Annotated in this window: 18 protein-coding genes; 10 read left to right on the forward strand and 8 right to left on the reverse strand. The window is 66.0% G+C overall.

Annotated features, from left to right (window positions below; all coding sequences use genetic code 11):
• Positions 1-87: 87 nt before the first annotated feature.
• The 6 genes from ACLIMP_RS01645 to ACLIMP_RS01670 form a co-directional block, all read right to left on the reverse strand.
• On the reverse strand, positions 88-3,531 hold the full coding sequence (locus tag ACLIMP_RS01645; protein WP_324697100.1) for an indolepyruvate ferredoxin oxidoreductase family protein: 3,444 nt from the start codon (positions 3,529-3,531) through the stop codon (positions 88-90).
• 266 nt (positions 3,532-3,797) lie between these two features.
• Complete coding sequence (locus ACLIMP_RS01650) at positions 3,798-4,844, reverse strand: DUF2889 domain-containing protein (RefSeq protein ID WP_324697102.1); 1,047 nt, start codon at positions 4,842-4,844, stop codon at positions 3,798-3,800.
• Between the two features lie 32 nt (positions 4,845-4,876).
• Positions 4,877-5,911, reverse strand: coding sequence for an NADP-dependent oxidoreductase (locus ACLIMP_RS01655; RefSeq protein WP_324697104.1), 1,035 nt, complete (start codon positions 5,909-5,911; stop codon positions 4,877-4,879).
• Positions 5,908-7,230 carry a cytochrome P450 gene (locus tag ACLIMP_RS01660; RefSeq protein ID WP_324697106.1) on the reverse strand — a complete coding sequence of 441 codons (1,323 nt, stop codon included), beginning with the start codon at positions 7,228-7,230 and terminating at the stop codon, positions 5,908-5,910. Before ACLIMP_RS01660 ends, ACLIMP_RS01655 begins: the two co-directional genes overlap by 4 nt.
• A gap of 2 nt (positions 7,231-7,232) precedes the next feature.
• Complete coding sequence (locus ACLIMP_RS01665; protein WP_324697108.1) at positions 7,233-8,045, reverse strand: SDR family NAD(P)-dependent oxidoreductase; 813 nt, start codon at positions 8,043-8,045, stop codon at positions 7,233-7,235.
• A gap of 12 nt (positions 8,046-8,057) precedes the next feature.
• Positions 8,058-9,488: an aldehyde dehydrogenase family protein gene (locus tag ACLIMP_RS01670; protein WP_443478009.1), complete on the reverse strand. Its 1,431-nt coding sequence runs from the start codon at positions 9,486-9,488 to the stop codon at positions 8,058-8,060.
• A gap of 265 nt (positions 9,489-9,753) precedes the next feature.
• Between ACLIMP_RS01670 and ACLIMP_RS01675 the strand changes: the two genes are divergently transcribed.
• Positions 9,754-11,208, forward strand: a complete 1,455-nt coding sequence (locus ACLIMP_RS01675; protein WP_324699085.1) for an NAD-dependent succinate-semialdehyde dehydrogenase — start codon at positions 9,754-9,756, stop codon at positions 11,206-11,208.
• A gap of 247 nt (positions 11,209-11,455) precedes the next feature.
• A complete protein-coding gene (locus ACLIMP_RS01680) occupies positions 11,456-12,205 on the forward strand; it encodes an SDR family NAD(P)-dependent oxidoreductase (RefSeq protein WP_443478010.1) in 750 nt (249 codons plus the stop codon).
• A gap of 100 nt (positions 12,206-12,305) precedes the next feature.
• Here ACLIMP_RS01680 and ppa read toward each other — a convergent pair whose 3' ends face one another.
• Entirely contained in the window at positions 12,306-12,854 is a 549-nt protein-coding gene (ppa, locus tag ACLIMP_RS01685) for an inorganic diphosphatase (RefSeq protein WP_054438342.1), read from the reverse strand.
• A gap of 258 nt (positions 12,855-13,112) precedes the next feature.
• Positions 13,113-15,056: a M61 family metallopeptidase gene (locus ACLIMP_RS01690; protein WP_054438344.1), complete on the reverse strand. Its 1,944-nt coding sequence runs from the start codon at positions 15,054-15,056 to the stop codon at positions 13,113-13,115.
• Positions 15,057-15,160: 104 nt separating this feature from the next.
• On the opposite strand from ACLIMP_RS01690, the gene hisS reads away from it, so the two are divergent.
• The 8 genes from hisS to ACLIMP_RS01730 all read left to right on the forward strand — a co-directional run bounded on the left by hisS (position 15,161) and on the right by ACLIMP_RS01730 (position 25,934).
• Positions 15,161-16,432, forward strand: coding sequence for a histidine--tRNA ligase (gene hisS / locus ACLIMP_RS01695; protein WP_054438345.1), 1,272 nt, complete (start codon positions 15,161-15,163; stop codon positions 16,430-16,432).
• On the forward strand, positions 16,429-17,499 hold the full coding sequence (gene prfA, locus ACLIMP_RS01700; protein WP_185998494.1) for a peptide chain release factor 1: 1,071 nt from the start codon (positions 16,429-16,431) through the stop codon (positions 17,497-17,499). Before hisS ends, prfA begins: the two co-directional genes overlap by 4 nt.
• Positions 17,492-18,334, forward strand: coding sequence for a peptide chain release factor N(5)-glutamine methyltransferase (gene prmC / locus ACLIMP_RS01705; RefSeq protein ID WP_324697115.1), 843 nt, complete (start codon positions 17,492-17,494; stop codon positions 18,332-18,334). Before prfA ends, prmC begins: the two co-directional genes overlap by 8 nt.
• A 237-nt stretch (positions 18,335-18,571) precedes the next feature.
• Positions 18,572-19,510 carry a DUF4167 domain-containing protein gene (locus ACLIMP_RS01710; protein WP_324697117.1) on the forward strand — a complete coding sequence of 313 codons (939 nt, stop codon included), beginning with the start codon at positions 18,572-18,574 and terminating at the stop codon, positions 19,508-19,510.
• A 210-nt stretch (positions 19,511-19,720) separates the two neighbouring features.
• Positions 19,721-21,370: an apolipoprotein N-acyltransferase gene (lnt, locus tag ACLIMP_RS01715; RefSeq protein WP_324697119.1), complete on the forward strand. Its 1,650-nt coding sequence runs from the start codon at positions 19,721-19,723 to the stop codon at positions 21,368-21,370.
• A gap of 41 nt (positions 21,371-21,411) precedes the next feature.
• Entirely contained in the window at positions 21,412-22,629 is a 1,218-nt protein-coding gene (gene metK, locus ACLIMP_RS01720; protein ID WP_324697121.1) for a methionine adenosyltransferase, read from the forward strand.
• Positions 22,630-23,113: 484 nt separating this feature from the next.
• Positions 23,114-24,973: an oligoendopeptidase F gene (gene pepF, locus ACLIMP_RS01725; protein ID WP_324697123.1), complete on the forward strand. Its 1,860-nt coding sequence runs from the start codon at positions 23,114-23,116 to the stop codon at positions 24,971-24,973.
• A 112-nt stretch (positions 24,974-25,085) separates the two neighbouring features.
• Positions 25,086-25,934: a sulfurtransferase gene (locus tag ACLIMP_RS01730; RefSeq protein WP_443478011.1), complete on the forward strand. Its 849-nt coding sequence runs from the start codon at positions 25,086-25,088 to the stop codon at positions 25,932-25,934.

Genomic DNA, 25,934 nt, shown 5'->3' on the forward strand with positions numbered 1-25,934 from the left:
CCGATTCCCCTCCAGCGGCGATGGGCCCGGTCGTGCGGCAATCGCTTTCGCACGGCAATTTTCGGCGGGTAGATACCGCCCCGGCGGTCAGGCCGGTTCGAGTTCGGGCGAGAGTTCGGCCACGCGGGCGCGGCAGGCAGCGACACCGGCCTCCTTTACCGCACCAAAGCCGGCGATTCGTGCGGGGGTAGCGGCGAGCGCGAGGGCAGTGTCCATCGTTGCCTCCTCCACTTGCGCCGCGATCCGGCGGGCAAGGTCGCGGTACTCGCCGATCAGCGCGCGTTCCATCCGCCGCTCGGCGGTGTGGCCGAAGGGATCTAGCCATGTTCCGCGCAATCCCCTTGCCTTCGCCAGCATCGTGAAAGCCGGGAAAATCCAGCTTCCGAACGCGATCTTGCGCGGGCGGCCGGTCTTGCGATCCTTGCGGAAAGCCAGCAGCGGCGGCGCGAGGTGGACCTTGAGGCGAGGTTTGCCGCCGAATGCGTCAGACAGGCCCGCGCGAAAGGCCGGTGCGCTGTAGAGACGGGCAACTTCGTACTCGTCCTTGTAGGACATGAGCCGACCAAGCTGGCGCGCGATCTCGCGCAGCAGAGGTTCGCTGTCCTCCAGCCCGCGCGTTGCAAGTGTGCCCGCGATTTCGTCAATGAACCTGCGGTATTGCGCAGCATAGGCGGCGTTCTGCCAGTCAGTCAGCAGGCGCTCGTAACGCGCGGTCAGGGCGGCCAGATCGCGCGGCGGCTCGGGTGCCGAAGGCCCAGCATCGGCCAGCGCTAAGAGGTCTTCACCGCCCGCAGCCGCCAATCTTCCCACAGACAGCGCTGCAAGGTTCGCGCGCACCGCCACACCGTTCAGCCGCACCGCCTCCTCCACCGAGGCAAGCCGCACCGGCAGCAGGCCCTTCTGCGCCGCAAAGCCCAGCATCATCAGATTGGTGAAGATCGAGTCCCCCAAGAGCCGCGTCGCCAGCGAGCCCGCGCGCAGGGAGGCGATTCCCGCCGGATCGACGCGCTTGCCGATGGCGTGCAGGAAGCGGCTGGCGGTCAGATCAAGGTCCGGGTTGCGCTGGAATTCGCCGGTAGGCGCCACGTCCTCGTTCGCCAGCACCCGCGTATCGGGCCGCGCCAGTGCCATGACTTCGGGTGATGAGGCCACCACCAGATCGCAGGCGATCACCAGATCCGCCATGCCCGCACCCAGCCGTGCCGAGGGGATCGCCGCTGCATCGGCGCCGATCCGGATATGGCTCGCCACCGCGCCGCCCTTTTGCGCCATGCCGGTCTGATCCAGCACTTTGGCGGCCTTGCCCTCCAGCTGCGCCGCCATCGCCAGCACCGCGCCAACCGTGAGCACGCCGGTACCGCCAATGCCCGCCACCAGCATGGCGGAGGCTCCGCCCGACAAGTCCGCCACCGCCGGTTCGGGCAAAGCGGCGACCATGCGCGCCAGCGCGGCATCGTCCATGCTGCGTTTCCGGAGCGTACCACCCGAAACCTCGACGAAGCTGGGGCAGAAGCCCTTGATACAGGAGAAATCCTTGTTGCAGCTCGACTGGTCGATGGCGCGCTTGCGGCCGAACTCGGTCTCGATCGGCACGACCGAGAGGCAGTTGGACTGCGTCGAGCAATCGCCGCAGCCTTCGCAGACCGCGGGATTGATCCAGAGTCGCTTGTCGGGATCGGGATAGCCCCCTTTCTTGCGACGGCGGCGCTTCTCGTTGGCGCACGTCTGCTCGTAGACGATGGCGCTGGTGCCGGGGAGATCACGCAAGCTGCGCTGGACCGCATCCAGTTCATCGCGGTGCAGCACGCGGGTTCCGGCGGGCAGATCGGACGCAGCAAAGCGCGCCGGTTCCTCGCTCACCAGCACCACCGGGTGGACACCCTCCACCACCAGTTCGCACACGATCTGCTCGGGACTGAGCGCACCTTCTGCGGGCTGCCCGCCGGTCATGGCGACGGCATCGTTGTAGAGGATCTTGAACGTCACCCGGCTCTTCGCCGCCACCGCGGCCCGGATCGTCAGCAGGCCGGAGTGCGTGTAGGTTCCGTCGCCGAGGTTCTGGAACATGTGCGGCGTATCGACGAAATGCTGCGCGCCGATCCAGGGCATCCCCTCCTGCCCCATGCTCACCGTCTGCATGGTGCTGCGTTCGGGCATGTAGTGGGCAAGGCCGTGGCACCCGGTCGCCCCCATCGCCGCCGAGCCTTCGGGCACCACGGTCGAGGTATTGTGCGGGCAGCCCGAGCAGAAATAGGCCGGCCGGATCGCGGTGCGTTCCAGCACGGCTGCGGAGTCTTCCCGCTCACGCAGCATGGCATCCCGCGCGGCTATGTCATCGTGCAGCATACCCAGCGCCGCCATGCGCGCGATCAGCGCGCGCCGCACCATGGCCGCATCGAGCACACCCACTTCGGACAGCAGCGCGGAGCCATCGGGCGCGGTCTTGCCCGAAAGCGCCGGGGCATCGGCGCGGCCATAGAACAGACGGGCGATCTGGTCCTCGATAACGGGCCGCTTTTCCTCGACCACCATGACTTCGGCGCTGCCCCCGCAGGCCTGCCGCACGAACGTCACGTCGAGCGGCCAGACAAGGCCGAGCTTCACGACCCTGACCCCCAGCACCGCACACCCGGCCTCGTCCAGCCCCAGATCTGCCAGCGCCTGGCAGAGATCAAGCCAGGCCTTGCCCGCGCTCACCACCGTCAGCCGCGCGCCGGGCGCCTCGTGACTCACGCGGTCGATGCGATTGAGCGCGGTGAAAAGTGGCACGATCGGCAGGCGCCGCTCGATCACCATTCTCTCCTGATCGAGCGCCGACATCCCGATGCGCAAGTTCGGAGAGGGCCCGGCTGGAATCTCCGGCGGGGCAATCGGGAAGCTGTGTCCGGGCAGTGTGACGGTCGTGGTCAGGTCCAGCGTGTCGGTCACCGCCTTCATCGCCACATAGAGCCCGCTGGCCCGCGACAGTGCCCAGCCGAACTGGCCGAAGCCGAGAATCTCGTCGGTCGTTGCCGGGTAGAGCACCGGGACCATCGCGGTCATCAGCACGTGTTCGGATTGATGCGCGGTCAGCGAGGACTTCGCCGCATGGTCGTCCCCGCAGAGCAGCAGCGCGCCGCCTTTCGGGTGCGTGCCTTCGAAGTTCGCCGCCTTGATCGCCTCCCCCGCGCGCTCGACGCCGACGCCCTTCGCGTACCAGAGCGCAAAAACGCCATCGACGTTGGGCTTGCCGTACCAGTCGAGCTGCTGGGTGCCACGCACCGAGGTCGCCGCCAGTTCCTCGTTCAACCCGGGCTCGAAACGCACATGATGTTCGGTGATCAGCTTTTCGGAGGCCCACAACTGCGCATCGAGCGTGGTGATCGGAGAGCCGCGATAGCCGGTGACATAACCCGCCGTGTTCAGCCCCGCCGCACGGTCCCGCCGCGACTGGTCGAGCAGCAGGCGCACCACGCCCTGCAGCGCCGAGAGCATGACCTGCCCCTCGCCCTGCCTGTACTTGTCTTCCAGCGTGACGACCGTCTTGGTCACTCGAACCCCCGGTTTTCCTGTCCTTGCCCGCGGCCTTTCAGATGCCGGGCGGGGGAGCAAGCAGGGAACGCAGGGTGCGCCGTGGGGGTCAAATGGGGGTGCGGTTGGGGTAGGGAACCGGGTGTTTCGGGCCGTTCAAAACACTATTTCCATCAACACTCCGTCGCCCCCGCGAAGGCGGGAGCCCCGCCTTGGTTGCGCGCTCCTCGAGAACAGTTGGATCCCCGCCTGCGCGGGGATGACGAGCTTGATTTTGCGCGGTCAGTTCAGGCCGGCTGGCGCAGTTCCTCCACAAGCCTTGGCACATCGGCCAGCGCACGCAGGGCGTCGTTGAGGTGCGTGCAGCCTTCCGGCCCGCGCAGCATTTCCAGCACGTCCTCGCGCACCTGGCCCAGATTACGCCCGACGAGCCGCGCGACGTTATGGACGGCGCCGGGGCATTCGCGGAAAGGCAGGATGCGCGCTTCGGGATCGAGGCTCAGCACTTCCAGCGTCTGGGCATCGACGGTTGCGCCAAGGTTGTATTCGTGGATGGCGACCCGGCCACCTTCGCGCAGCCTGGCGCTATCCTGAAAGGCGGAGGCGATGTGGATCAGGTTGCCGTCTCGCGTCACATCGATGCGGCGGGCGCGGCGGAAACCGGGGCCTTCGTGTTCGAGAAATTCGTGCCAGCCCTCCGGATCGGCCGGGTTGCGCAATTGGCCTGCATCGGCATCGGCCACCTTGTCCAGCGCGGCATCACCGGTGACACCGCTGTTCCCCTCCTGCAGCCCCCAGCAGACATTGGCGCGCTGGGCGAGCACGGGGTTGTCTTCATTACCCCCGCCAAGCCGCTGCCTGAGTATTTCCATCCGCTCGGGAAACCACTGGCCCCATGCGAAGGAGGAGACGAGGGCGGTGCCGGAAAGATCGTCGAGCACGAGATAGAGCGGATCGGCCCGCGCAATGAGTTCGGGCATGATCTCGCGCAGGGTCATGCGCAAATGGCCGCCCGCGCGGGCACCCACAAGCGCGCCGATGCTTGCCGGAGCGGAATCGGCGGCGATCTGGGTGATCGTCTTGTCCTCGGTCATCCGCAGCGAGAATTCGCCCATGGCCAGCGAGCGCCCCGTGCCGTCCGGGCCGGTCAAATAGTCGCGCGCGCGGCCGACGAAGAGGCGTTGGCCGTCCACGCCATCGGGCCAGGCGACATCGATGCTGGAGGTGCGGCGCAGCGAGTTCACGGAGCGCAACGGGGCCGGATTGGCCGTCTGGCGCGGGGGCGGCGGGTAGGACGCGGAGGGAATTGGCCCTGTTGGAACTGAGGTCGTCATGGTGGCATCCTGCAATTTTTTGTTTTCGCCGATCAGCCTGACACCTTCACCAGCAGCTTGCCTAGATGGTTGTTGCCAGAAAACACCCCGGCGAATGCGGCCGGTGCAGCCTCCAGCCCTTCGACCACCGCCTCCGGGCATTGGATGCGCCCTTCGGCAATCCACCCGGCGATGTCGTCCAGCGCCTGCTGCCCGCCGACGAGGAAGCCGCCGAAGCCCTTGATCTCCAGACCCTTGGACATAATCGCGCGGAAAAATCCGGGCAGACGGTCAGGCCCGGGGCCTTCGAGTCCCATACCGTAGTAGGCGATGAAACCGCAAACCGGCATCCGCGCACCGCGCTTGAGGTGGGGGAGGACGGCCAGCATCACGTCCCCGCCGACATTGTCGATGAATACGTCCGCACCTTCGGGCAGCGCCTTGGCCAATTGCTCGGCGAAATCCGGCGCCTTGTAATCGGCGGCAGCATCGAAGCCGAGGTCGATTAGGCACCGGCACTTGTCCGGCCCGCCGGCGATACCGATGACGCGCGCGCCGCGAATCTTCGCGATCTGCCCGGCAAGGCTGCCCACCGCGCCGGCCGCGGCCGAGATCACCACCGTCTCCCCCGCCGCGACCCGGCCGATGCCGATCACGCAGGCATGGGCGGTCTGCCCCGGCATCCCCAGCGCGCCCAGCGCGGTGGAGACGGGTGCCTGCGCGGGATCGAGCTTTCGTGGCGGCCCGCGCCAATCGGCCCTGTCCGGCGCGACAAGGGCATATTCGCGCCAGCCGGTGCGATCCTCCACCACGTCCCCCACCGCATAGCCGGGGTGGTTGGAGGCGGCGACTTCGCTCACCGTCGGCCCATACATGACCTCTCCGGGATGGACCTGCGTCACGCCGGAAAGGCGCTTTTCGTCGATGGCGAAGCGGATCAGCGGGTCGAGACCCAGCCACAGTGTGCGCAGCAGCACCTCACCCTCGCCCGGCTCGGGGATCGGCGCATCCTCCACGCGGAAATCCGATGACTTCGGATTGCCTGCGGCATAGCGTGCCAGCACCACCTGCTTCATAGTTCCGCTCACCGCAGTTTCACCGTCACCGCCGACATGCCGCGATGGTCGAGTCCGCGATACTCCGGCTTTGGCTTGGCGGGGTCGAGCGTCATGTTCGGAAAGCGGTCGAGCAAGCCGTTGATCGCCACCACCATCTCCTGCCGGGCGACATCCATGCCGAGGCACCGGTGCGGGCCAAAGCCGAAGCCCATGTGATGCTCCTTGCGGCGGAAGATGTCGTATTCCTCAGGCTTTTCGAACACCGTCGGATCGTGATTGGCGGCGCCGAGGCACAAGTGGATGCGGGTGCCGGCGGGGACTTTTACGCCCTCCATCTCGGTATCCTCCATGCAAAGGCGCATGAACACCGGATCGGTGGCTCGCCAGCGCAGGCCCTCTTCCACCGCAAGGTCGATCAGGCTGCGGTCTTCCTTGCAGGCCTCCCAGAAATGGCGGTGGGTCATCAGCGCATCGATAGTGATGCCCAGTTGCCGCCAGGTGGTGCCGCCGCCCGCGAAAATGGCGAGCTTGCAGTAACCGAACAGCTCATCCTCGGTGAGCGGGCGCTTGGAGCCGTCCTCGTGCGTGATCTCGCAGGCGATCAGGCCGGCGATCAGGTTGTCGCCGGGCTCGCGCTGGTTCTCCGCGATCAGGCGGCGCAAGGTGCCGTCAACCCAGGCGCGGGCCTCGGCCGCTTCCTCGGGCGGCAGGTTGCGCGCACCAAACGTGGCGCGGTTGAGCTGGTAGCGGAACTCGATCACATCCTCGCCCTCCAGCCCGATGGCGCGGGTGACGGTGGCCATCGGCAGGCGGGCGCAAAGGTCGGTGTTGAGGTCGGTCGTCTCGCGGTCCTTGATCTGGTCGAGCAGGACGTCGACCGTCTCCTCGATCCAGCGCTTGTTCCACCAGTCCAGCACCTTGGGCCGCTTGAACAGCGGCTGCGCGGCGGAGCGCAGGCGCTTGTGCGGCTTGCCGACCATCGAGAGGATCGTGGTGCCGATCGTCCGCACCCCGGCACTCTCGTTATAACCCTCGGAGGAATAGAGCTGGTTCTCGCGAAAGCCGATCTCGCAGGCGCGATAGGAGAAGAACGTCATGTTCTCTCGCGGGGGCCCGAGCATCGAGACCATTTCCGGCACGCCCAGCAATTCGCGCAAGGTGCCCTTTTGGACCGCGCCGGCCTCGCGCAGGCGGTTCATGTCCTCGGTATAGTCGCGCGTCGGGTCGACGCCGGAATTGGCGTCCACTTTGTCGACATCGAACATCTCCGCATAGCGCGGATTGTCGGACAGCAGCGATGCGAGCGCGTTGGAGCGGGAATCGTTACCCGAATAGGGACAGGTCGCCATGGTCAGCCTCCTACCTTTCGGCCGGCCGAGAGCCCCCCGTCCACGGGAAGGTTCACGCCGGTCACGTTGCTTGCGAGATCGGAACAGAGAAACAGCGCCGCCGAAGCGGTGTCGCGCGGATCGATGGCGCGGCCCAGCGGATGGACGCGGCCCATGCCTTCCAGGATGCGGTCGCGGTGCTCGCTGTCGGGGTCCATCCCGGCATAGTGGGTGAGCATGCCCGCCGGACAGACCGCGTTCACGCGGATGCCCTTTTCCGCCACTTCAATGGCGAGCGCGCGGGTAAGCTGCACCACCGCGCCCTTGGTGGCGCCGTAGAACACCCCGCCATAGCCGATCAGCCCGGCAACCGAAGCGGTGGAGACGATGGCCCCGCCGCCCAGTCCGTCCTTGGCCTGCCTCTCGAACTGCCGGATAGCCGACTGGCAACCGTGGACCACGCCCATAACGTTGACTTCGGAGACGCGGCGCATCTCCTCGTCCTCGCACTCGATCAGGCTGCGCAGGCCCTTGCCGGGGACCGGGCTGATGGTGATCCCGGCGTTGTTGTAGATGCAGTCCAGCCGTCCGAACGCCTCCACGCCCGCTGCCACGGCGTGATCGACCGACGCGGGATCGGAAACGTCGCATGCCACGGCGATGGCCTCGCCGCCCTCAGCCCGCACCATCGCAGCGGTGGCGACCGCTTCGTCCGCGTTTACGTCCGCCGCAATCACTTTGGCGCCGTGTTCCGCAAAAAGCAGACAGGCGGCGCGGCCCACACCCGATCCGGCCCCGGTAATCAGTGCGACTTTGCCTTCGAGCAGTCCTTGCATCCCGGTCCTCTCCTACCCGCCAATATTCAGCGTGGTCATGATCTGGAATTCGCGCAGCCCCTCGACGCCGCGCTCGCGGCCAAGGCCGCTCATCTTGATGCCGCCGCCGCTGGCATGACTGGAAGCGAGCGCACCGTTGACGTTCACCGCGCCGCTGCGGATCTTCAGCCCCACTTCCAGCGCCTTGACCTTGTCCTTGCCGTGGACCCAGCCGGACAGGCCGAAGCGGCTGTCATTGGCCATTTCCACCGCGTGATCGAGGTCGCGGTAGCCGATCACCGAAACCACCGGCCCGAAGATCTCCTCCTGCGCGGCTGGGTTGGCGTTGTCGGGCAGGTCGAGCACGGTGGGCTCGAAGAAATAGCCCTTCTCCAGCCCATCGGGTCGCTTGCCTCCGCAGACCACGCGGCCGCCTCCCGCGACGGCGGCGGCAACGAAGTGCTCGCACCGCGCGCGCTGGGCGGCGCTGACGACCGGGCCAAGCTGGGTCGCCGGGTCGCTGGCCGCGCCGATCTTCACGCCGGACAGCAATTTCGCCATCGCCTCCAGCACCTCGGCCTTGCTTTCCTGCGGCACGAAGACGCGGGTGCCGAGCACGCAGCCCTGCCCGGCGTGCGAGGTGCAGACGCTCATCGCCGCCATGGCCGCGCGGTCCACCGAATCCGGCAGGTAGATCTGCGCGGACTTGCCGCCGAGTTCGAGCACCAGCCGCTTCAACGTAGCCGCCGCCTGCTTCGCGACCTCCACACCCACGGCGGAGGAGCCGGTGAAGCTCACCATGTCCACGCGCGGATCGCTGGTCAGGGCCTGCGCGCCCTCGACGCCCGCTTCGATCACGAGGTTGAATACACCTTGCGGCAGGCCCGCTTCCTCGGCCGCCTCGGCGAAGACCAGCGCGGAAAGCGGCGTCAGCGGATTGGGCCGCAGGATGACCGTGTTGCCCGCCATCAGCGCAGGCACGACCTTCCAGAGCGCGGTGTAGAACGGCACGTTGTACGCCGAGATCCCCGCCACCACGCCGATCGGCGACCAGCGCTTCACGCTCTGCACCGCGAAATGGGCGTTGACCCGCTCGTGCAGGGGCAAGGGGTTGTCCTCGATCTCCGGCAGGCGGAGAATCAGATCGATGATTTCCCGCGCCATCCGCAACGGCGCCTGGACTTGCGCGCCCATCACCGTTGAGCCGACCGGACTGCCCGCTTCACGGATCGCGAGGTCTTTCAGCCGGTCGGCACGATCTTCCAGCGACGCAGCGAAGCGGGTCATCACTGCGGCGCGCGCCGCCATCGGCAAATGCGGCCATTCGCCGCTGTCAAAAGCCGCGCGGGCCGCGGAAATCCCGGCTTCCACCTGCCCTGCCGACAGCCCGGAAAGGACCGCCACGACGCTTTCGTCGGAGGGGTCCAGCACCTCGAAACGGGCGCCTTCTCCGGCAAGGAACACACCGCCGACGTAGCCGGCTGAGGGGCTGGCGTTCGTGCCTGCCGGGGGGCCTGCGCAGTCCAGAGCCTCTCTCCATTATTCGTTATTGTGAATTTATGTTCGCAGATGAGGCTATCCGAGGAGTTTCGGTGCGTCAATCGCGTCCACGCTGGCGCAGCCTCGCGCCGTGCCGGCGGTTGTCACTTCGCCGGGCTATCCCTATTCCATGCCCGCAACGAGAGGCCGGCGCGCCAGCGCCGCCGCAACCAGCGAGGACCTGCACGAAATGGCGTACACCGACTTCCTCCGGCAGCAGTGCTACATCGACGGCAAGTGGTGCGATGCCGATTCCGGCGCGACTCTCGAAGTGACCGATCCCGGCACCGGCGCCGTCCTGGGCACGGTTCCCAAGATGGCGGGTGACGAAACCGCCCGCGCGATTGACGCGGCCGAGAAGGCCCTCCCGGCCTGGCGGGCGAAGACGGCCGGAGAGCGTGCGAAGCTGATGCGCAAGCTCTACGAGCTGATGCTCCAGCACCAGGACGACCTGGGCGAACTGCTCACCCGCGAACAGGGCAAGCCGCTGGCCGAAGGCCGGGGCGAGATCGCCTATGGCGCCAGCTTCATCGAATGGTTCGCCGAAGAGGGCAAGCGCGCCTATGGCGACGTGATCCCCGGCCATGCCCCGGATCGCCGCATCGTCTGCATCAAGCAGGGCGTTGGCGTGGTCGCCGCGATCACGCCCTGGAACTTCCCCAATGCCATGATCACCCGCAAGCTCGGCCCGGCGCTGGCGGCGGGCTGCACCATCGTTATCAAACCGGCATCGGCCACGCCCTATTCGGCGCTGGCCATCGCCCAGCTCTGCGAGATGGCCGGCATTCCGGCGGGAGTCGTCAACGTCGTCACCGGCAGCGCCGGGCAGATCGGCGGCGCGCTCACCTCCAGCCCGAAGGTGTCCAAGCTGACGTTCACCGGCTCGACCGAGATCGGCCGCGACCTGCTGCGCGAATGCGCCGAAACCATCAAGAAATGCTCGATGGAACTGGGCGGCAATGCGCCGTTCCTCGTGTTCGACGATGCCGACGTCGATGCCGCGATCGACGGCGCGATGATCTCCAAGTTCCGCAACGGCGGCCAGACCTGCGTCTGCACCAACCGGTTCTACGTCCAGGACGGCGTCTATGACGAATTCGTCGAGAAGCTGGCCGGGCGCGTCTCGGCCATAAAGGTCGGCTACGGGCTCGATTCGGGCACCGAGGTCGGCCCGCTGATCGACGAGAAGGCTGTCGAGAAGGTCGAGGAGCACCTCAAGGACGCCATCGACGGCGGTGCCACGGTGCTTGCCGGCGGCCAGCGCAACGAACGCGGAGGCTCGTTCTTCAACCCCACGGTGATCGCCGGGGTGAAGCCCGACATGAAGCTGGCACGCGAGGAAACCTTCGGACCGCTCGCCGGGGTGATCCGCTTCAAGGAAGAGGCCGACGCCATCCGCATGGCCAACGACACGGAGTTCGGCCTGGCCAGCTATTTCTACGCCTCGGACATCAGCCGCGTGTGGCGCGTCGCCGAAGCGCTGGAAGCGGGCATGGTGGGCATCAACACCGGCCTCATCTCCACCGAGGTCGCGCCGTTCGGCGGCGTGAAGCAATCGGGTCTGGGGCGCGAAGGTTCGCACTACGGGCTCGATGACTACATGGAAGTGAAATATCTCTGCATGGGGATCAAACCGGCGGCCTGACGCCAGGACGATGGCAGGGGCGCCCGATTTGCGCGGCGCCCCTGCTCCCCCCCCCCCTCAACGCGATGAATTGCCGCGGAACCGGCCGTTCGGCGGAGTGCGGCGATCATGTGCCGGGACTTCTCCTTTCGCCCCGGCGAATAATTGAACACAAGTTCAGCCCGGCTCTTCTGGCGGGTTCCGTTCCCGTCTAGCCTGCTCCCACGAAAAAATCGGGCGCACAGGCGCCGGAACGGGAGACTGGATAATGTCCTACAAGGTTGCCATCGTCACCGGCGCCGCCGCCGGAATCGGCGCCGCTTGCGCCAAGCGCCTGGCCAGGGAGGGCGTGGCGGTCGCCGTGCTCGATCTCGATGCGGAGCGCTGCGAAGACACCGTCAGGGCCATCCGCGAAGCCGGCGGGACCGCGCTCGCGCTTGGCGCGGATGTGTCGAACCGCGCCTCGGTGAAAGCCGCCGTGGATCAGGTGCGCGAAAAGCTCGGCCCGATCTCGATCCTCGTCAACAATGCCGGCGTCACCGATTTCACGCCGTTCGAGGAACTCACCGACGAGCGCTGGGACTTCATCTATGCGGTCAACGTGCGCGGGCTCTTCATCATGACCCAGGAATGCCTGCCGGACATGAAGGCGGCGCACTGGGGCCGCATCGTCAACATCTCTTCATCGAGTGCGCAAACCGGGGCGATAAACATGATCCCCTATTCCTCCTCGAAGGGCGCGGTCGTGACGATGACCCGCTCCATGGCGCAGGAATTCGGCCCCCTCGGGATCACCGTGAACAATATCCCGCCCGGCTCGGTAATGGGCACGATCATGTCGGAAGCCAATCGCGACCGCTTCCAGATCCCGACCGAAGTCCTGCTCCAATCGGTGCCCGTGGGCCGTCTTGGCGAACCGAACGATATCGCCAATGCATGTGCCTGGCTGTGCCACGAGGATACCGGCTACGTCACCGGCCAGACCATCGGCGTCAACGGCGGGCGCGTGGTTACCTGAACCCACGGCCGAAACATAAGGTGCCGAAACATAAAGGGCCGACGGTTTGCACCGCCGGCCCTCGTTCCACATGGGGGGTGGTGGAACTGCTAAATTCGAATCAGGCCTGAGCGCCCTTGCCTTCGGTGTTATAGCGCTCGATCGCCTCGATGACGATCTGCCGCGCTTCATCGGCGCCGCCCCAGGTTCCGACGCGCACCCACTTCTCCTTTTCGAGATCCTTGTAGTGGGTGAAGAAGTGCTCGATCTGGCTGAACACGATCGGCGGCAGATCGCCCTTTTCCTGAACGTCGGAATAATAGGGGAAGGTGGCGTCGTCGGGAACGCAGACCAGCTTCTCGTCGCCGCCGTGCTCGTCTTCCAGGTTCAGCACCGCGATCGGGCGAACGCGCACGACCGAGCCGGGCACGAAGGGCGAGCGGGCAACGACCAGCGCATCAAGCGGATCGCCGTCGGGCGAAAGCGTGTGCGGCACGAAACCGTAGTTGGCGGGGTAACGCATCGGCGTGTGCAGGATACGATCGACGAACAGCGCGCCCGAGTCCTTGTCGAACTCATACTTCACGGGCTCACCACCAACGGGAACCTCGATGATGACGTTCAGGCTCTCCGGCGGGTTCTTGCCGACAGGAATCATGTCGATGCGCATGTTGGTCCTTCATTTACAGGCACGGGTCAGGCGTGCCGGTTCATCTTTGACCGGGGGGCTTAGCCTTGCGGTTAATGCATCGCAACCGCCTTCTCGCACTTGCGGCGCATCGTTTGCGACACTTGCGCCGCTGCGATGGAGCCCGGAACGCGGGATTGCGCCTCGCAGAAATGCGTAACCCGGAGAACGGCACGTGCCATCCCCCGGGTTACGCTATAAGTTTCCGCAACTTACCTGAATGCGGTCACTTCGTGCCGGTTACTTCCCGCGCGGCGCCAGCAGGCGATCAAGCCCGTTGACCTTGCCCGGCGTGGTGCTTTCCAGCCAGGGCCAACGCAGGCCGCCGTGATAATCCAGCGCCACGGTGCTGAATGCGTCGCCGCGCTTGACCAGCAGCGAGATCGGCTCCTTCGCCGTCTTCGCCGCCGTGATCGCATCCTTGACGACTTCGCCGCTATAGGCCGTGCCGTTCACCGCCACGACCTTCACGCCGCTGACGAGACCGGCATTGTAGCCAAGCCCGTCGAACACCGCGCCGGTCACAGTGCCTTCGTTATCCAGCGTCACGCCCAGCGAATACGTAAGGTCGAGCGACTTGCGCGAATCCGAAACGCCCTTGTCGTAGCCGTTCTGCGTGTCCTTCCAGACCAGCTTGTAGCCCCCCATCTCGATGCCCTTGGTCGGCGCCGGCTGGTTGGTGTCATAGATGCGGGTCTTGAGGAAACCGGCCCAGTCGTAAGGATAGACGCCGTTCAGCGTCCTGGCGACTTCGTCGAAATCATACGTCAATTCGCCCCAGTCGCCATCGCGCACGCCGAAGAAGGCCTTTGCGAAATCATCGAGGCCCTTCTTGCCGCCGGTGCCCTGGCGGATGATCTGATCCGCTTCGAGCCAGGTCAGCGCACCTTCAACGTAATAATCCTCGGTGCGGGTGACGGAAGTGTAGGGCAGCGGACGGCGCATGTTGAGGACCGGCGCGAAAGTGGTGTCCTCCACCGAACGCCAGCCGCGACCCGGCGTCGCTTCCGAATAGCGCGCGACAGCGCCTGCCAGCGTGTCGAGGATCGTCTGCTTGGTCTGCACGCCCGAGCGCGCCGCGAGGATGTAGCCCCAGAACTGGGTCTGGCCCTCATAGACCCAGAGCAACGTGTTCTGCATCGGCTGCTGGTAGTCCGGCGTCCAGAGGTCGGCCGGGCGGCGGTACTTTCCGTTCCAGCTATGGACGAATTCATGCGGGATCACGTTGCGATCCCAGTCCATCTTGTCCCAGTCGGTCCAGACCTTGGGCTCCATCTGGTTCTCGCTCGAACGATGGTGCTCGAGGCCGATCCCGCCCATGCGGTCGGTCAGTGCCAGCAGGAAGTCGTAGTGGTCGAAATGGCGCGCGCCGAACGTCAGCAGCGCTTCCGACACGAGATTGCGATAAGCCTTCATGTTCTCGGGCTTGATGCCGAGCAGCTTCGCCTCGTCGGCAACGACATCCATGCTGACGTCATGGCCCAGATCCCAGCGCTGGGCGTACTTGCCCGCGAAGACCGGCTCGTCGACCAGGCGCTCATAGTCGGTCGCCGTCCAGGTCACGCTGTCGCCCTGCTGCACTTTCCCGTCGAGCGAGGTGTAGACGGTCCAGCCGGCCGGGAACTTCACGGTCGGCTTCACGGTCACGCCGCGGGTGTAGTAGCCCGAGGGATAAAGGCTCATCTTCTCCCACTGGAGGTTGAGCATTTCCTGCGTCATCGTGATGCGGCCTTCCTTGGCCTGCACCGGCGAGGTGTGGATGAACTTCGCCGTGACGACCTGCGTTCCGGCCGGAAGCTCCAGATGGAAGGCATTCACGGCCACGGTGTCGCGCTGCCACTTGATCTCCTTGCCGTCGGCAAGGAAATGGATCTGCGCGAGCAGCGCAGCGGGGCCGGTCGGCGAGTGATTGCCCGGCAGCCAGCTCGGCTGGACGAGGGTCAGCTTGTCGGTCCCCGACGCGACCGGGAACTGCTGCGTGACCCGGTAGACGCCGTGGACGACATCGCTGGCGTCGATGTCGAGCGAGATGGTACCGGCATAAGCCTTGTCCTGCGCAGCCGGCAGCGGCGCGGGCAACGCGGGCGCCATCGGCCGGCTCCGCTGGGCGGATTCCTGCGCGAGGGCGGGGGTTGAAACGGAAAGTAGGGCGAGGAGCGTGACGACCGCGGAACGATATTTCATTACGTCATTCTTTGCGACAGTTGCCGGATTTGGCAACCGTCCAATCCACTAAACGGATCGGGGCCACTTTCCCCGCCGCTCCAATCGGGCTAAGCGCGCGCGTCATGAGCAGCACACCGAGCAACACCCCCCTGGGCAAGACGCCTCAGGCGATCCGCGGAACCCAGGATATCTTCGGCATCGACGCCGAGGCTTTCGCGCACGTTGTCGAGACGTTCGAACGCGTCCGCAAGCTCTATCGTTTTCGCCGCGCCGAAATGCCGGTCTTCGAGAAGACCGAAGTGTTCTCCCGCTCGATCGGCGAGACGACCGACGTCGTGTCCAAGGAAATGTACTCGTTCGAGGATCGCGGCGGCGAATCGCTGACCCTGCGCCCGGAATTCACCGCCGGCATCGCCCGCGCCTACCTGACCAACGGCTGGAAGCAGTTCGCCCCGGTCAAGCTGGCCACGCATGGGCCGCTGTTCCGCTACGAACGCCCGCAAAAGGGCCGTTACCGCCAGTTCCACCAGATCGACGCCGAACTGATCGGCTCGCCCGAACCGCTCGCCGACGTGGAACTGCTGGTCATGGCCGACCACCTCCTCAAGGAGCTGGGAATTTCGGACGGCGTCACGCTCCAGCTCAACACCCTGGGCGACGTTGCCAGCCGCGAAGCCTGGCGCGCCGCGCTGATCGAATACTTCCGCGCCCACAAGGATGCGCTTTCGGAAGATTCGCAGGACCGCCTGGAGCGCAATCCGCTGCGCATCCTCGATTCCAAGGACCCGCGCGACAAGGTTTTCGTCAGCGACGCGCCCCGGATCGACGATTTCCTCTCGGCCGAGGCACAGGACTTCTTCGGCGCGGTGACTCACGGCCTCGACGCTGCCGGCGTGGCTTACGAGCGCGCGCCTTCGCTGGTTCGCGGGCTTGACTACTATCGCCACACCGCCTTCGAATTCGTGACCGACCGGCTTGGCGCGCAGGGCACGGTGCTGGGCGGCGGCCGCTATGACGGTCTGATGGAAAGCCTTGGCGGCCCGGCTACGCCAGCAGTCGGCTGGGCTGCGGGGATCGAGCGCCTGTCGATGCTCGTCGCCGATGCCGGCACGCTTACCGAAGCCCCGCTGACCGTGGTTCTCGCAGTGGAGGACGATGCCGCGCTGGGTTATGCCCAGAAGGTCATCACCGCGCTGCGCTTCCAGGGCCTCGACGCCGAGATGGTCGCCACCGGCAGCGCCCGCAAGCGCTTCGACAAGGCCGTGAAGATGGGCGCCCGGGTGCTCGTCTCGTTCGGCACGAAGGATGGCCTGCCGAGCGCAAACCTGCGCGCGGCCGAGCCGACCGCCGAATACCTCGCGGTCGAGCAGGTTCTCCAGTCGGTCCACCCGTGAGCATTTCCGACGCCCGCCTCGGCCAGATCGCCGCGCGTTTCGCGGAACTTGAGGCACGCCTTGCCTCGGGTACGCTGGAAGGCGACGCCTTCGTCGCCGCCAGCCGCGATTATGCCGAACTGGAACCGGTGGCGCGCGTTGCCGCTGAAGTCGTGTCGATGCGCGGCGAACTGGTATCGCTCCAAACCCTGGAAGACCCGGACCCCGACATGCGCGCACTGGCCGAGGAGGAAATCTTCCGCCTCAAGGGCCAGTTGCCCGAAACCGAACGTCAGCTCGCCATCGCCATGTTGCCGCGCGATGCGGCCGACGTCCGCCCGGCCATGCTGGAAATCCGCGCCGGAACCGGCGGCGATGAAGCCGCGCTTTTCGCGGCCGATCTCTACCGCATGTACGAGCGCTATGCCGCCGAGCAGGGCTGGCGGGTCGAAATGGTCAGCGCCAACGCCAGCGACGTCGGCGGCTTCAAGGAAGTCGTCGCCAACGTTACCGGCTCGGGCGTTTTCGCCAAACTCAAGTTCGAAAGCGGCGTCCACCGCGTACAGCGCGTGCCGGTCACGGAATCGGGCGGCCGGATCCATACCTCCGCCGCCACGGTCGCGGTGCTGCCCGAACCGAGCGAGGTGGATGTCCAGATCGAGGACAAGGACCTCAAGATCGATATCTACCGCGCTTCCGGCGCGGGCGGCCAGCACGTCAACACGACCGATTCGGCGGTGCGCATCACTCACCTGCCCACCAATCTCGTGGTGATCTGCCAGGACGAGCGCAGCCAGCACAAGAACAAGGCCAAGGCCATGCAGGTTCTGCGCGCGCGCCTCTACGAGAAGATGCGTGACGAGGCCCATGACGCCGAGGCCGAGGCCCGCAAGGCCATGGTCGGCTCGGGTGACCGCTCCGAACGCATCCGTACCTACAATTTCCCGCAGGGGCGCGTCACCGATCACCGTATCAACCTGACGCTGCACCGCCTGCCGGAAATCCTCGAAGGGCCGGGCCTTGCCGAAATGATCGACGCGCTGATCGCCGAGGACGAGGCCAAGCGCCTCGCCGCGATGGATGCCTGAAAAAACAGTCGGCGAGGCGATCCGCGACGCAGCGGAGCGCCTTGCCGCGACCAGCGACACCGCCCGGCTGGATGCCGAAGTGCTCATGGCCCATGCCCTGCACACTTCGCGCTCGTCCCTGCTGCTTTCCCGCATGCGCGACGATGCCCCCGCCGGCTTCGCCGCGCTGGTTGCACGCCGGGCGGAGCACGAACCGGTCGCCTATATCACCGGCCAACAGGAATTCTTCGGCCTGCCCTTCACGGTCGGCCCCGACGTGCTCATTCCGCGCGGCGATTCGGAAGTTCTCGTCGAAGCCGCCCTTGCGGCCCGCCCCGATGCCCGTTCCGTGCTCGACTGCGGCACCGGATCGGGCGCGCTGCTCCTGGCTGTGCTCGCGAACCTCCCGCAGGCCCGCGGCGTGGGCATGGACAGTTCGCCCGGCGCCCTCGCCACCGCGAAGGCGAATGCACAAGCCCTCGGCCTTGCCGATCGCGCGCGCATGGTTGCGGCGGACTGGCTCCTCAGCGACTGGGCCGATGCCCTCGGCGGGCCCTTCGATCTCGTGCTGGCCAATCCGCCCTATGTCGAGACGACGGTGGAACTCGATCGCTCGGTCGCCTCCTATGAGCCTGCCAGCGCACTTTATTCCGGCGAACTGGGCCTTGATGACTACCGGATTCTGATACCGCAATTGCCCGGCCTGCTGGCGCCCGGCGGCGTCGCCCTCGTGGAGATCGGTCATGAACAGGCCGAATCCGTCGCCGAGATCGGCCAGCTTGCCGGCCTCGCCAGCCGTCTCCACCGCGACCTCGGTAATCGTCCGAGAGTGTTGGAGTTTTCAACAGCCGCGTAAGTTTTCACTTGGAATCGCCGTCCGGAATGCCTAAGGATTACGGCGAACCGGTACATGGATGGAATTTCCCATGCGGACGGTTCGCCTCCATCACTTGCAGACAGTCGCGGACGGAAACGCCTCGACCGGGCAACAGTGGAGTTCACGGCACTCGGGGGCGATCCGTGATCATGTGACGTGTGGCAGATCGGCCCGACGGGAACAGGCCGGTGCCCTGGGTTTTGAGGAAATAAATCCTTGAATAATAATCGTGGTAACAACCGTCGGCGTGGCCGCGGTAATAATCGCCAGCAAGGCGGCCAGCAGACCAATCGGATCGACAGCAGGGCTCGCGGCAATGCGCCGCAGCTGCTGGAGAAGTATCGCAAGCTGGCACATGACGCGCATCTCAATGGCGACCGCGTGACTGAGGAATATTACCTTCAGTTCGCGGACCACTATTTTCGCGTGATCGCCGACCAGAAGCAGCGCCAGGAAGATTCGCGCCAGCCGCGCCGCGACGATCGTTCGTCGGATTACGGCGATGACTACGGCACGGACGAATATGGCGATTACGATGCGCCTGCCAGCCAGGAGCGGCAGGAACGTCCCGAGCGGCAGGAACGTCCCGAACGCCAGGATCGACCTGAGCGGCAGGAACGTCCCGAACGCCAGGATCGACCTGAGCGGCAGGAACGCCCTGAACGTCAGGAACGCAGCTTCGACCGCCAGGACCGTCCGCAGCGTCAGGACCGTGCTCCGCGCGCCGAGCAGCAGGCCGAGGAACCGACCGCCGAGGCGACCGGTAACGAAGCCGAGCCCGAGCGTTCGGTCTACGAACCGGCCGAAAACCCCTTCGTGCGTGACAACCGCCCTTCGCGCGGCCTGAAGCAGCGCAAGCCGCGTCGCACCCGTGAAGAGGCCGGCGGCGAAGGCGAAAGCAACGCGGCCTCCGCCGATGTTGCTGCTGCCGAACCTGCGGCCAACCTCGACCCGGCCATCCTGCCTCCCGCGATTTCGGCTGCGCCCGCCAAGCGGACGCCCAAGGCCGCCGCGGAAAAGCCCGCGGCCGAAAAGTCGGACGATGTGAAGTCCGATGAAACCGCCGAGGAAAAACCGCGCCGTCGCCGTACCCGCAAGGCCGCTACCCCGGCCGACGAAGGTGGCGACAGCCCGCTGGAAGCGGTCAACTCCTGAAACGAAACGCGAATGCGCTTGGCGCGCATTCGCTGACGTTCCGATCCACGGCCCACGTCCCGCCACAAGGCGAGACGTGGGCCGTTGGCGTTTCATCCCGCCGGCAAGAAGCGAACCCGGCGCGAACTCCGCTTGCTTCCGGCCATCTTGCCCGTACATAGCCGCAGCAATGGATTCCCTACGGCGCGAGGCCCGGTTCTGAAACCCGCAATGGACTTCCTGAACCGCCATCCGCGCCTTGCGGCGGGGTTTGCAGCGATTCTCGCCGGGGCCATGGCGGCCTGCGGCTTCCAGCCCCTCGCACTCTGGCCGCTGACGTTGCTCGGCGTGGCCTGGCTTGCCGAACTGATCACACGTGCGCCGGGATGGCGACGCGCCCTGCTGATCGGCTGGTGCTTCGGCCTCGGGCACTTCACCCTGGGGGACAACTGGATCGCCACGGCATTCACTTACCAGGCCTCCATGCCCGCCTGGCTGGGGATGATCGCGGTATTCCTGCTGTCGCTCTACCTCGCGATCTATCCCGGCCTCGCCGCGCTGGCGGGCTGGTTGCTGCTGAGGCTGGATCGCGGCCGCAGGGACGGTCCGCGTGATGTGCCGGGGCCGGGCGCCTTCCTCATTCTCGCGCTGGCACTCGCCGCCGCCTGGATCGTGAGCGAATGGCTGCGCGCCTGGGTCTTCACCGGCTTTGCCTGGAACCCGCTCGGCGTGGCTCTGCTCGGCGGCTTCCAAAGCCGCGGCCTCGCGCTGGCGGCACCGTGGGTGGGGACTTACGGTCTTTCCGGCCTGCTGGTCCTGATCGCCTGCCTCCCCGGCTTGCTCTGGCGGATGATCCGCAGCTTCAAAGGCCCTGCACGCTGGAGCTGGGTGCTGCCCGGATTCGCCGTCTACATCCCGCTCACGATGCTGATGGCGCAGCCCGATCCCTGGGCACAGCGCAGCGAGGGAGCGATCCGCTTCACGCTGGTCCAGCCCGACATCCGGCAGGAACGGATCGACGATCCGCGCCTTTACGAGGCCAATTTCGTGCAACTGGCGCGCCTTTCCGTTCCCCGCTCGCCGGGGGACAGGCGCCTCATCCTCTGGCCGGAATCCGGCCTTGGGGACTATATTCGCGATGGTTATCCCCCCTTCCTCTACCGCATGTACACATATGCCGGAGACCCGGTTCTCGCCCGCGAGCGGATCGGGCGGGTAATCGGCCCTTACGGCCTGCTGATGACCGGTGCGGTGGATCTGGTGATGGAGGGCGATCAGGCCGTGGCCGCCCGCAACTCGGTTTCCGCGATCGACGGCAATGGCAACCTGCTGGCAAGCTATTCCAAGGCGCATCTGGTCCCCTACGGCGAGTACCTTGCCCTGCGCTGGCTGCTCGAACCCCTTGGCGCCACCCGGTTCGTAGCGGGAAACCTAGACTTCTGGCCCGGCCCGGGCCCGCGCACCGTCGACTTCGGCGAATGGGGCAAGGCCGGCATCCAGATCTGCTACGAGATCGTCTTCAGCGGGCAGGTCGTCGATCCCCGCGTAAGACCTGACTATATCTTCAACCCGTCCAACGACGGCTGGTTCGGGAGCTGGGGCCCGCCGCAGCACCTCGCCCAGGCCCGGCTTCGTGCTATCGAGGAAGGCCTGCCCGTCATGCGCTCGACCACGACCGGGATCAGCGCCGTGATCGATGCCGATGGTATCGTGCGCTCGTATGTCCCCTGGCATAGCGCAGGAAGGCTCGACGGAAGCATTCCGCCGCCTCACGAGCCCACGCCGTTCGCACGGTTCGGCAACCTGCTGCCGCTGACGCTTGCCCTCGGTTTCTGGCTTGTTGCGGTTTCCGTTATTGCGCTCCGGCGTCGGCGCGGGTAGACCCGTAACCACATAAAGATTTCTTTATATGTGGTGTCACGATGCGCAATGACTATGTCTTCACCTCCGAGAGCGTCTCGGAAGGCCATCCCGACAAGGTTTCGGACCAGATTTCCGACGCCATCGTCGATCTCTTCCTGTCGAAGGACCCGGAAGCCCGCGTCGCCTGCGAAACCCTGACCACCACCCAGCGCGTCGTCCTCGCCGGCGAAGTGCGTGGCAAGGGCATGATCGACAAGGACGGCCACTGGGAAGATGGCGCGCAGGAGGAAATCCAGCACATCGTCCGTGAAACCGTGAAGCGCATCGGCTACGAACAGGCCGGCTTCCACTGGCAGGACCTGCTGTTCGAAAACCACCTGCACCCGCAGAGCGCGGACATCGCGCAAGGCGTGGACTCGGCCGGCAACAAGGACGAAGGCGCAGGCGACCAGGGCATCATGTTCGGTTTCGCCTGCGACGAGACGCCGGACCTCATGCCGGCCACGCTCGACTACAGCCACAAGATCCTCGAACGCCTCGCGGCGGACCGCCATTCGGGCACCGCGCCGTTCCTCGAACCCGACGCCAAGAGCCAGGTGACCCTGCGCTTCAAGGACGGCGTGCCGGTGGAAGCAACCGCCGTGGTCGTCTCGACGCAGCACAAGGCCGGCTACCACGAAGGCGCGAAGGATGCGGAACTCAAGGCTTACGTGAAGAAGGCCGTGGGCGAGATCCTGCCCGCGGGCTTCGTCACCGAGAACACCAAGTTCCACATCAACCCGACCGGCAAGTTCGAAATCGGCGGCCCTGACGGCGACGCCGGCCTGACCGGCCGCAAGATCATCGTCGACACTTACGGCGGCGCGGCCCCGCATGGCGGCGGCGCTTTCTCGGGCAAGGACCCGACGAAGGTCGACCGTTCGGCTGCCTATGTCACCCGCTACCTCGCCAAGAACGTCGTCGCGGCGGGCCTGGCCAAGCGCTGCACGATCCAGATCGCCTATGCGATCGGCGTTTCCGAGCCGCTTTCGCTCTACGTCGACACGCACGGCACCGGCAAGGCCAGCGATGCCGAACTCGAAGTGGCGATCACCAAGGTCGCGGCTGACGCGCTTGGCGGCCTGACCCCGCGCGGTATCCGCGTCGGCCTTGGCCTGAACAAGCCGATCTACGGCAAGACCGCGGCCTATGGCCACTTCGGCCGCAAGCCGGAAGGCGACCTGTTCCCCTGGGAACGCACCGACCTTGCCGATGCACTGAAGGCCGCACTGGCCTGACCGGCCGCACCTTCGAAGGCATTGAAACGGGCCGGGTTTCCGAAAGGAAGCCCGGCCCGTTCGCTTTGGCGCGGAGCCGGTCCGGCCCTCGCCATCGATGAACCGCCAACCTTGATCGACCAACGACGGCTTCCGGCTTGCACTGCGCGGCAAGCGGTCTAGGTCGTAAACTCATAAACGGCGCCATCGAGGCGCCCAAATGGCGAACAGCTCGGGCCGAAGCTGACGCCGGGCGGGCTGGTTGCCCGTCCAAGGCAGCTTAGGCCCGAGATGGAAGCCATTTGGGCGTCCCTTCGGGATTTGACCAAAATGGCCCAGCGCTGCGTCGGGAAGGCTTGAAATATCGACATATTCCATCACCTTCCCTCCTGGCGCTGAGCCATTTTGCCTCAAACCTCGATGGTGCCGTTTATGAGTTTACGACCTAGCCTCATGGCATCGGCTTGCCGCGCCTTGCCGGCAGGCATCAAGGGACACACTCCACATGATCGAACTCGACCGCCGCGGCGCCCTGGGACTGGCTGCCGCGCTTCCGCTCGTATCGGCATTGCCCGGTCTCGCCAGCGCCGCCACGAACGATCTTGCCGCCTGGGATCTCACTGATCTCTATCCCGACCTTGCAAGCTGGGAAACCGCCCGCAAGCAGGTGATGGATGCCCTGCCCCGCCTTGCCGCATACAAGGGCACGCTCGGCCAGAGCGCCGAGGCCATGGCGAAAGTGCTTGAGGACATCTCCGCCGTCACTCTCAAGGCGATCCGCGTCTACACTTATGCCGCGCTCAAGGCCGACGAGGACCTGCGCATCGCCCCCAACCAGGAACGTCAGGCCCAGGTGCAGGACATGTTCGCCGCCTTCGGCGAGGCAACCGCCTGGACCAGCCCGGAAATCCTCGCCGCGGGCAAGGACAAGGTGGAGCGCTTCATCGCCTCCAACGATGCGCTGAAGCGCCGCTTCGCCTTCTCGCTGCGCAATACCCTGCGCAAGGCCGACCACACGCTCGACACACAGGGCGAGCAGATCCTCGCGGCCGCATCGTCGCCGCTCTCCGGTCCCGGCACGATCCGCGAACAGTTGTTCAACTCGGACATCCCCTGGCCCACGATCACCCTTTCGGACGGACGCGAAACCCGGCTCGACAGCCAGGGCTATTCGCTTACCCGGGATGCCGCGAACCGCGAGGACCGCAAGAAGGTGTTCGATGCCTACTTCGGAGAGATGGGCAAATTCGAAAGCTCGCTGGGCGCCGCCATGGCCGCCAAGCTCAAGGGCGACGTGTTCGAGGCGCGCATCCGCAAATACCCCAATTCGCTCGCCATGGCCCAGGCGGACGACGATGTGCCCGAGACCGTCTACCGCACGCTCGTATCGGCCACGAACGAAGGGCTTCCCCAGCTTCACCGCTATTTCCAGCTCCGCCGCAAGATGCTGAACCTGCCGGATATCCATTATTACGACATCTACCCGCCGCTGGTCAGCCTCGACCGCAAGTTCACGCTCACCGACATGCGCAACATCACGCTGAAAGCCGTCGCCCCGCTCGGGCCGGATTACGTGAAGCAGCTGGGCGAGGCGACCGCGGCCCGCTGGATGGATCCGCTTCCCCGGCCCGGCAAGACGTCCGGCGCCTACATGAACGGCTCCGTCTACGACGTGCACCCCTACCTGCTACTCAACCTCGGCGAGAACTACGAAGGTCTGTCCACTTACGCGCACGAGTGGGGCCATGCCATGCACAGCCTGCTGGCGAAGTCAGCCCAGCCGTTCGAACTGGCGGACTATCCCACTTTCACGGCGGAAATCGCCTCGACCTGCAACGAACTGCTGCTCACCGACTACATGCTGGACCAGGCCAAGACGAAGCAGGAGCGCATCTACTACCTCGGCATGCGGCTGGAAGGGCTGCGCGGCACTTACTTCCGGCAAACGATGTTCGCGGAGTTCGAACTGAAGATGCACGAGATGGCGGAGGCTGGTCAGGGCCTTTCCGGCGAGAGCCTGACGAGGGTCTATCTCGATCTGCTGAAACGCTATCACGGCCCGGATTTCGTGATCGACGAACCCTATGCGATCGAATGGGCCTATATCCCGCACTTCTTCAGCTTCTTCTACGTCTACCAGTACGCCACCTCGATCACTGCGGGGACATGGTTCGCCAATGCCATCCTCAAGGGAGGAAACGCGGAGCGCGAACGCTATCTCGACGTGCTGCGCGCGGGCGGCTCGGACCATCCCACGGCGATCCTCAAACGGGCCGGTCTCGACATGACCAGCCCCCAGCCCTACCGCGATCTCATCGCCGGCTTCGGCCAGACGATAGACGAGATCGAATCCCTGCTCGGCTAAGCCGGCGATGCGACCGTAATTCGGGACGGGAGGCGTCGACATCGCGCCTTCCCCGTCCTACCTGCCGCACGATTGCACCGGCCATTCTCCGTGGCTGACCCAAGGCTGACCCATGGCATATGAAACGCTGATTTCCGTCTCCCAACTCCATGACCTGCTGGCTTCCGGGGAGGACGTGCTGATCCTCGACTGCGACTTCGAGCTGGGCCAGCCAGACAAGGGCCGCGAAAGCTATCGCGCCGGGCACCTTCCCGGCGCGCGCCATGCCCATCTCGACGACGACCTGGCCGGGCCGCCGGACGGTACCAACGGTCGCCATCCGCTGCCCGCCCCGGTCGCGCTCGCCGCGTTCCTGCGCGGACAGGGACTGAAGCCGGGACAGCAGGTCGTCACCTGCGATTCCAGCGGCGGGGCCTGGGCCGCCCGCGCCTGGTGGCTGCTGCGCTGGGTCGGCCATGCCCCGGTCGCCGTGCTGGACGGCGGCAAGCAGGCTTGGGTGGCGGCAGGCCTGCCGATCGAAACCGGAGAGCCTGCCCCCTGCGCACCGGGTACTTTCGTTGCGGGCCAGCCGCTGGTGCCCGCCCCGGTAAATGCCGCGCAAGTGCTCGCAAATATCGAAACCGGCGCCGCGCAGACGCTTGACGCCCGCGATCCGTCGCGGTTCCGGGGCGATCCCAATCCGATCGACCCCGTTGCCGGGCACATCCCGGGCGCGCGAAACCGGTTCTTCCGGGACAACCTCGGGCCGGACGGACGCTTCCGTTCCGCCGAGGAACTTGCCGCCCGCTTCAGCGACCTGCTCGGCGGCCGGCCCGCGATACTCAGTTGCGGTTCGGGCGTAACCGCCTGCCACAATGCACTCGCCATGGCCGTGGCGGGGCTGGCCGAACCACATCTCTATCCCGGCTCGTGGAGCGAGTGGATCGCCGATCCGGCGCGTCCCGTCGCCACGGGCGACTGA

Source organism: Novosphingobium aeonii, assembly GCF_052279045.1.
In the GTDB taxonomy this organism is placed as follows: Bacteria; Pseudomonadota; Alphaproteobacteria; order Sphingomonadales; family Sphingomonadaceae; genus Novosphingobium.

Excerpts from the sequence above, each read along its gene's own strand:
- ACLIMP_RS01660 (WP_324697106.1), bottom strand. The coding sequence starts at position 7,230 with ATGGCGACCTGTCCCTATTCGGGTAACGATTCCCGCTCCAACGCGCTC.
- ACLIMP_RS01690 (WP_054438344.1), bottom strand. The coding sequence starts at position 15,056 with ATGAAATATCGTTCCGCGGTCGTCACGCTCCTCGCCCTACTTTCCGTT.
- lnt (WP_324697119.1), top strand. The coding sequence starts at position 19,721 with ATGGACTTCCTGAACCGCCATCCGCGCCTTGCGGCGGGGTTTGCAGCG.
- ACLIMP_RS01680 (WP_443478010.1), top strand. The coding sequence starts at position 11,456 with ATGTCCTACAAGGTTGCCATCGTCACCGGCGCCGCCGCCGGAATCGGC.
- ppa (WP_054438342.1), bottom strand. The coding sequence starts at position 12,854 with ATGCGCATCGACATGATTCCTGTCGGCAAGAACCCGCCGGAGAGCCTG.
- ACLIMP_RS01675 (WP_324699085.1), top strand. The coding sequence starts at position 9,754 with ATGGCGTACACCGACTTCCTCCGGCAGCAGTGCTACATCGACGGCAAG.
- ACLIMP_RS01730 (WP_443478011.1), top strand. The coding sequence starts at position 25,086 with ATGGCATATGAAACGCTGATTTCCGTCTCCCAACTCCATGACCTGCTG.
- pepF (WP_324697123.1), top strand. The coding sequence starts at position 23,114 with ATGATCGAACTCGACCGCCGCGGCGCCCTGGGACTGGCTGCCGCGCTT.
- ACLIMP_RS01665 (WP_324697108.1), bottom strand. The coding sequence starts at position 8,045 with ATGCAAGGACTGCTCGAAGGCAAAGTCGCACTGATTACCGGGGCCGGA.
- metK (WP_324697121.1), top strand. The coding sequence starts at position 21,412 with ATGCGCAATGACTATGTCTTCACCTCCGAGAGCGTCTCGGAAGGCCAT.
- prmC (WP_324697115.1), top strand. The coding sequence starts at position 17,492 with ATGCCTGAAAAAACAGTCGGCGAGGCGATCCGCGACGCAGCGGAGCGC.
- ACLIMP_RS01650 (WP_324697102.1), bottom strand. The coding sequence starts at position 4,844 with ATGACGACCTCAGTTCCAACAGGGCCAATTCCCTCCGCGTCCTACCCG.
- hisS (WP_054438345.1), top strand. The coding sequence starts at position 15,161 with ATGAGCAGCACACCGAGCAACACCCCCCTGGGCAAGACGCCTCAGGCG.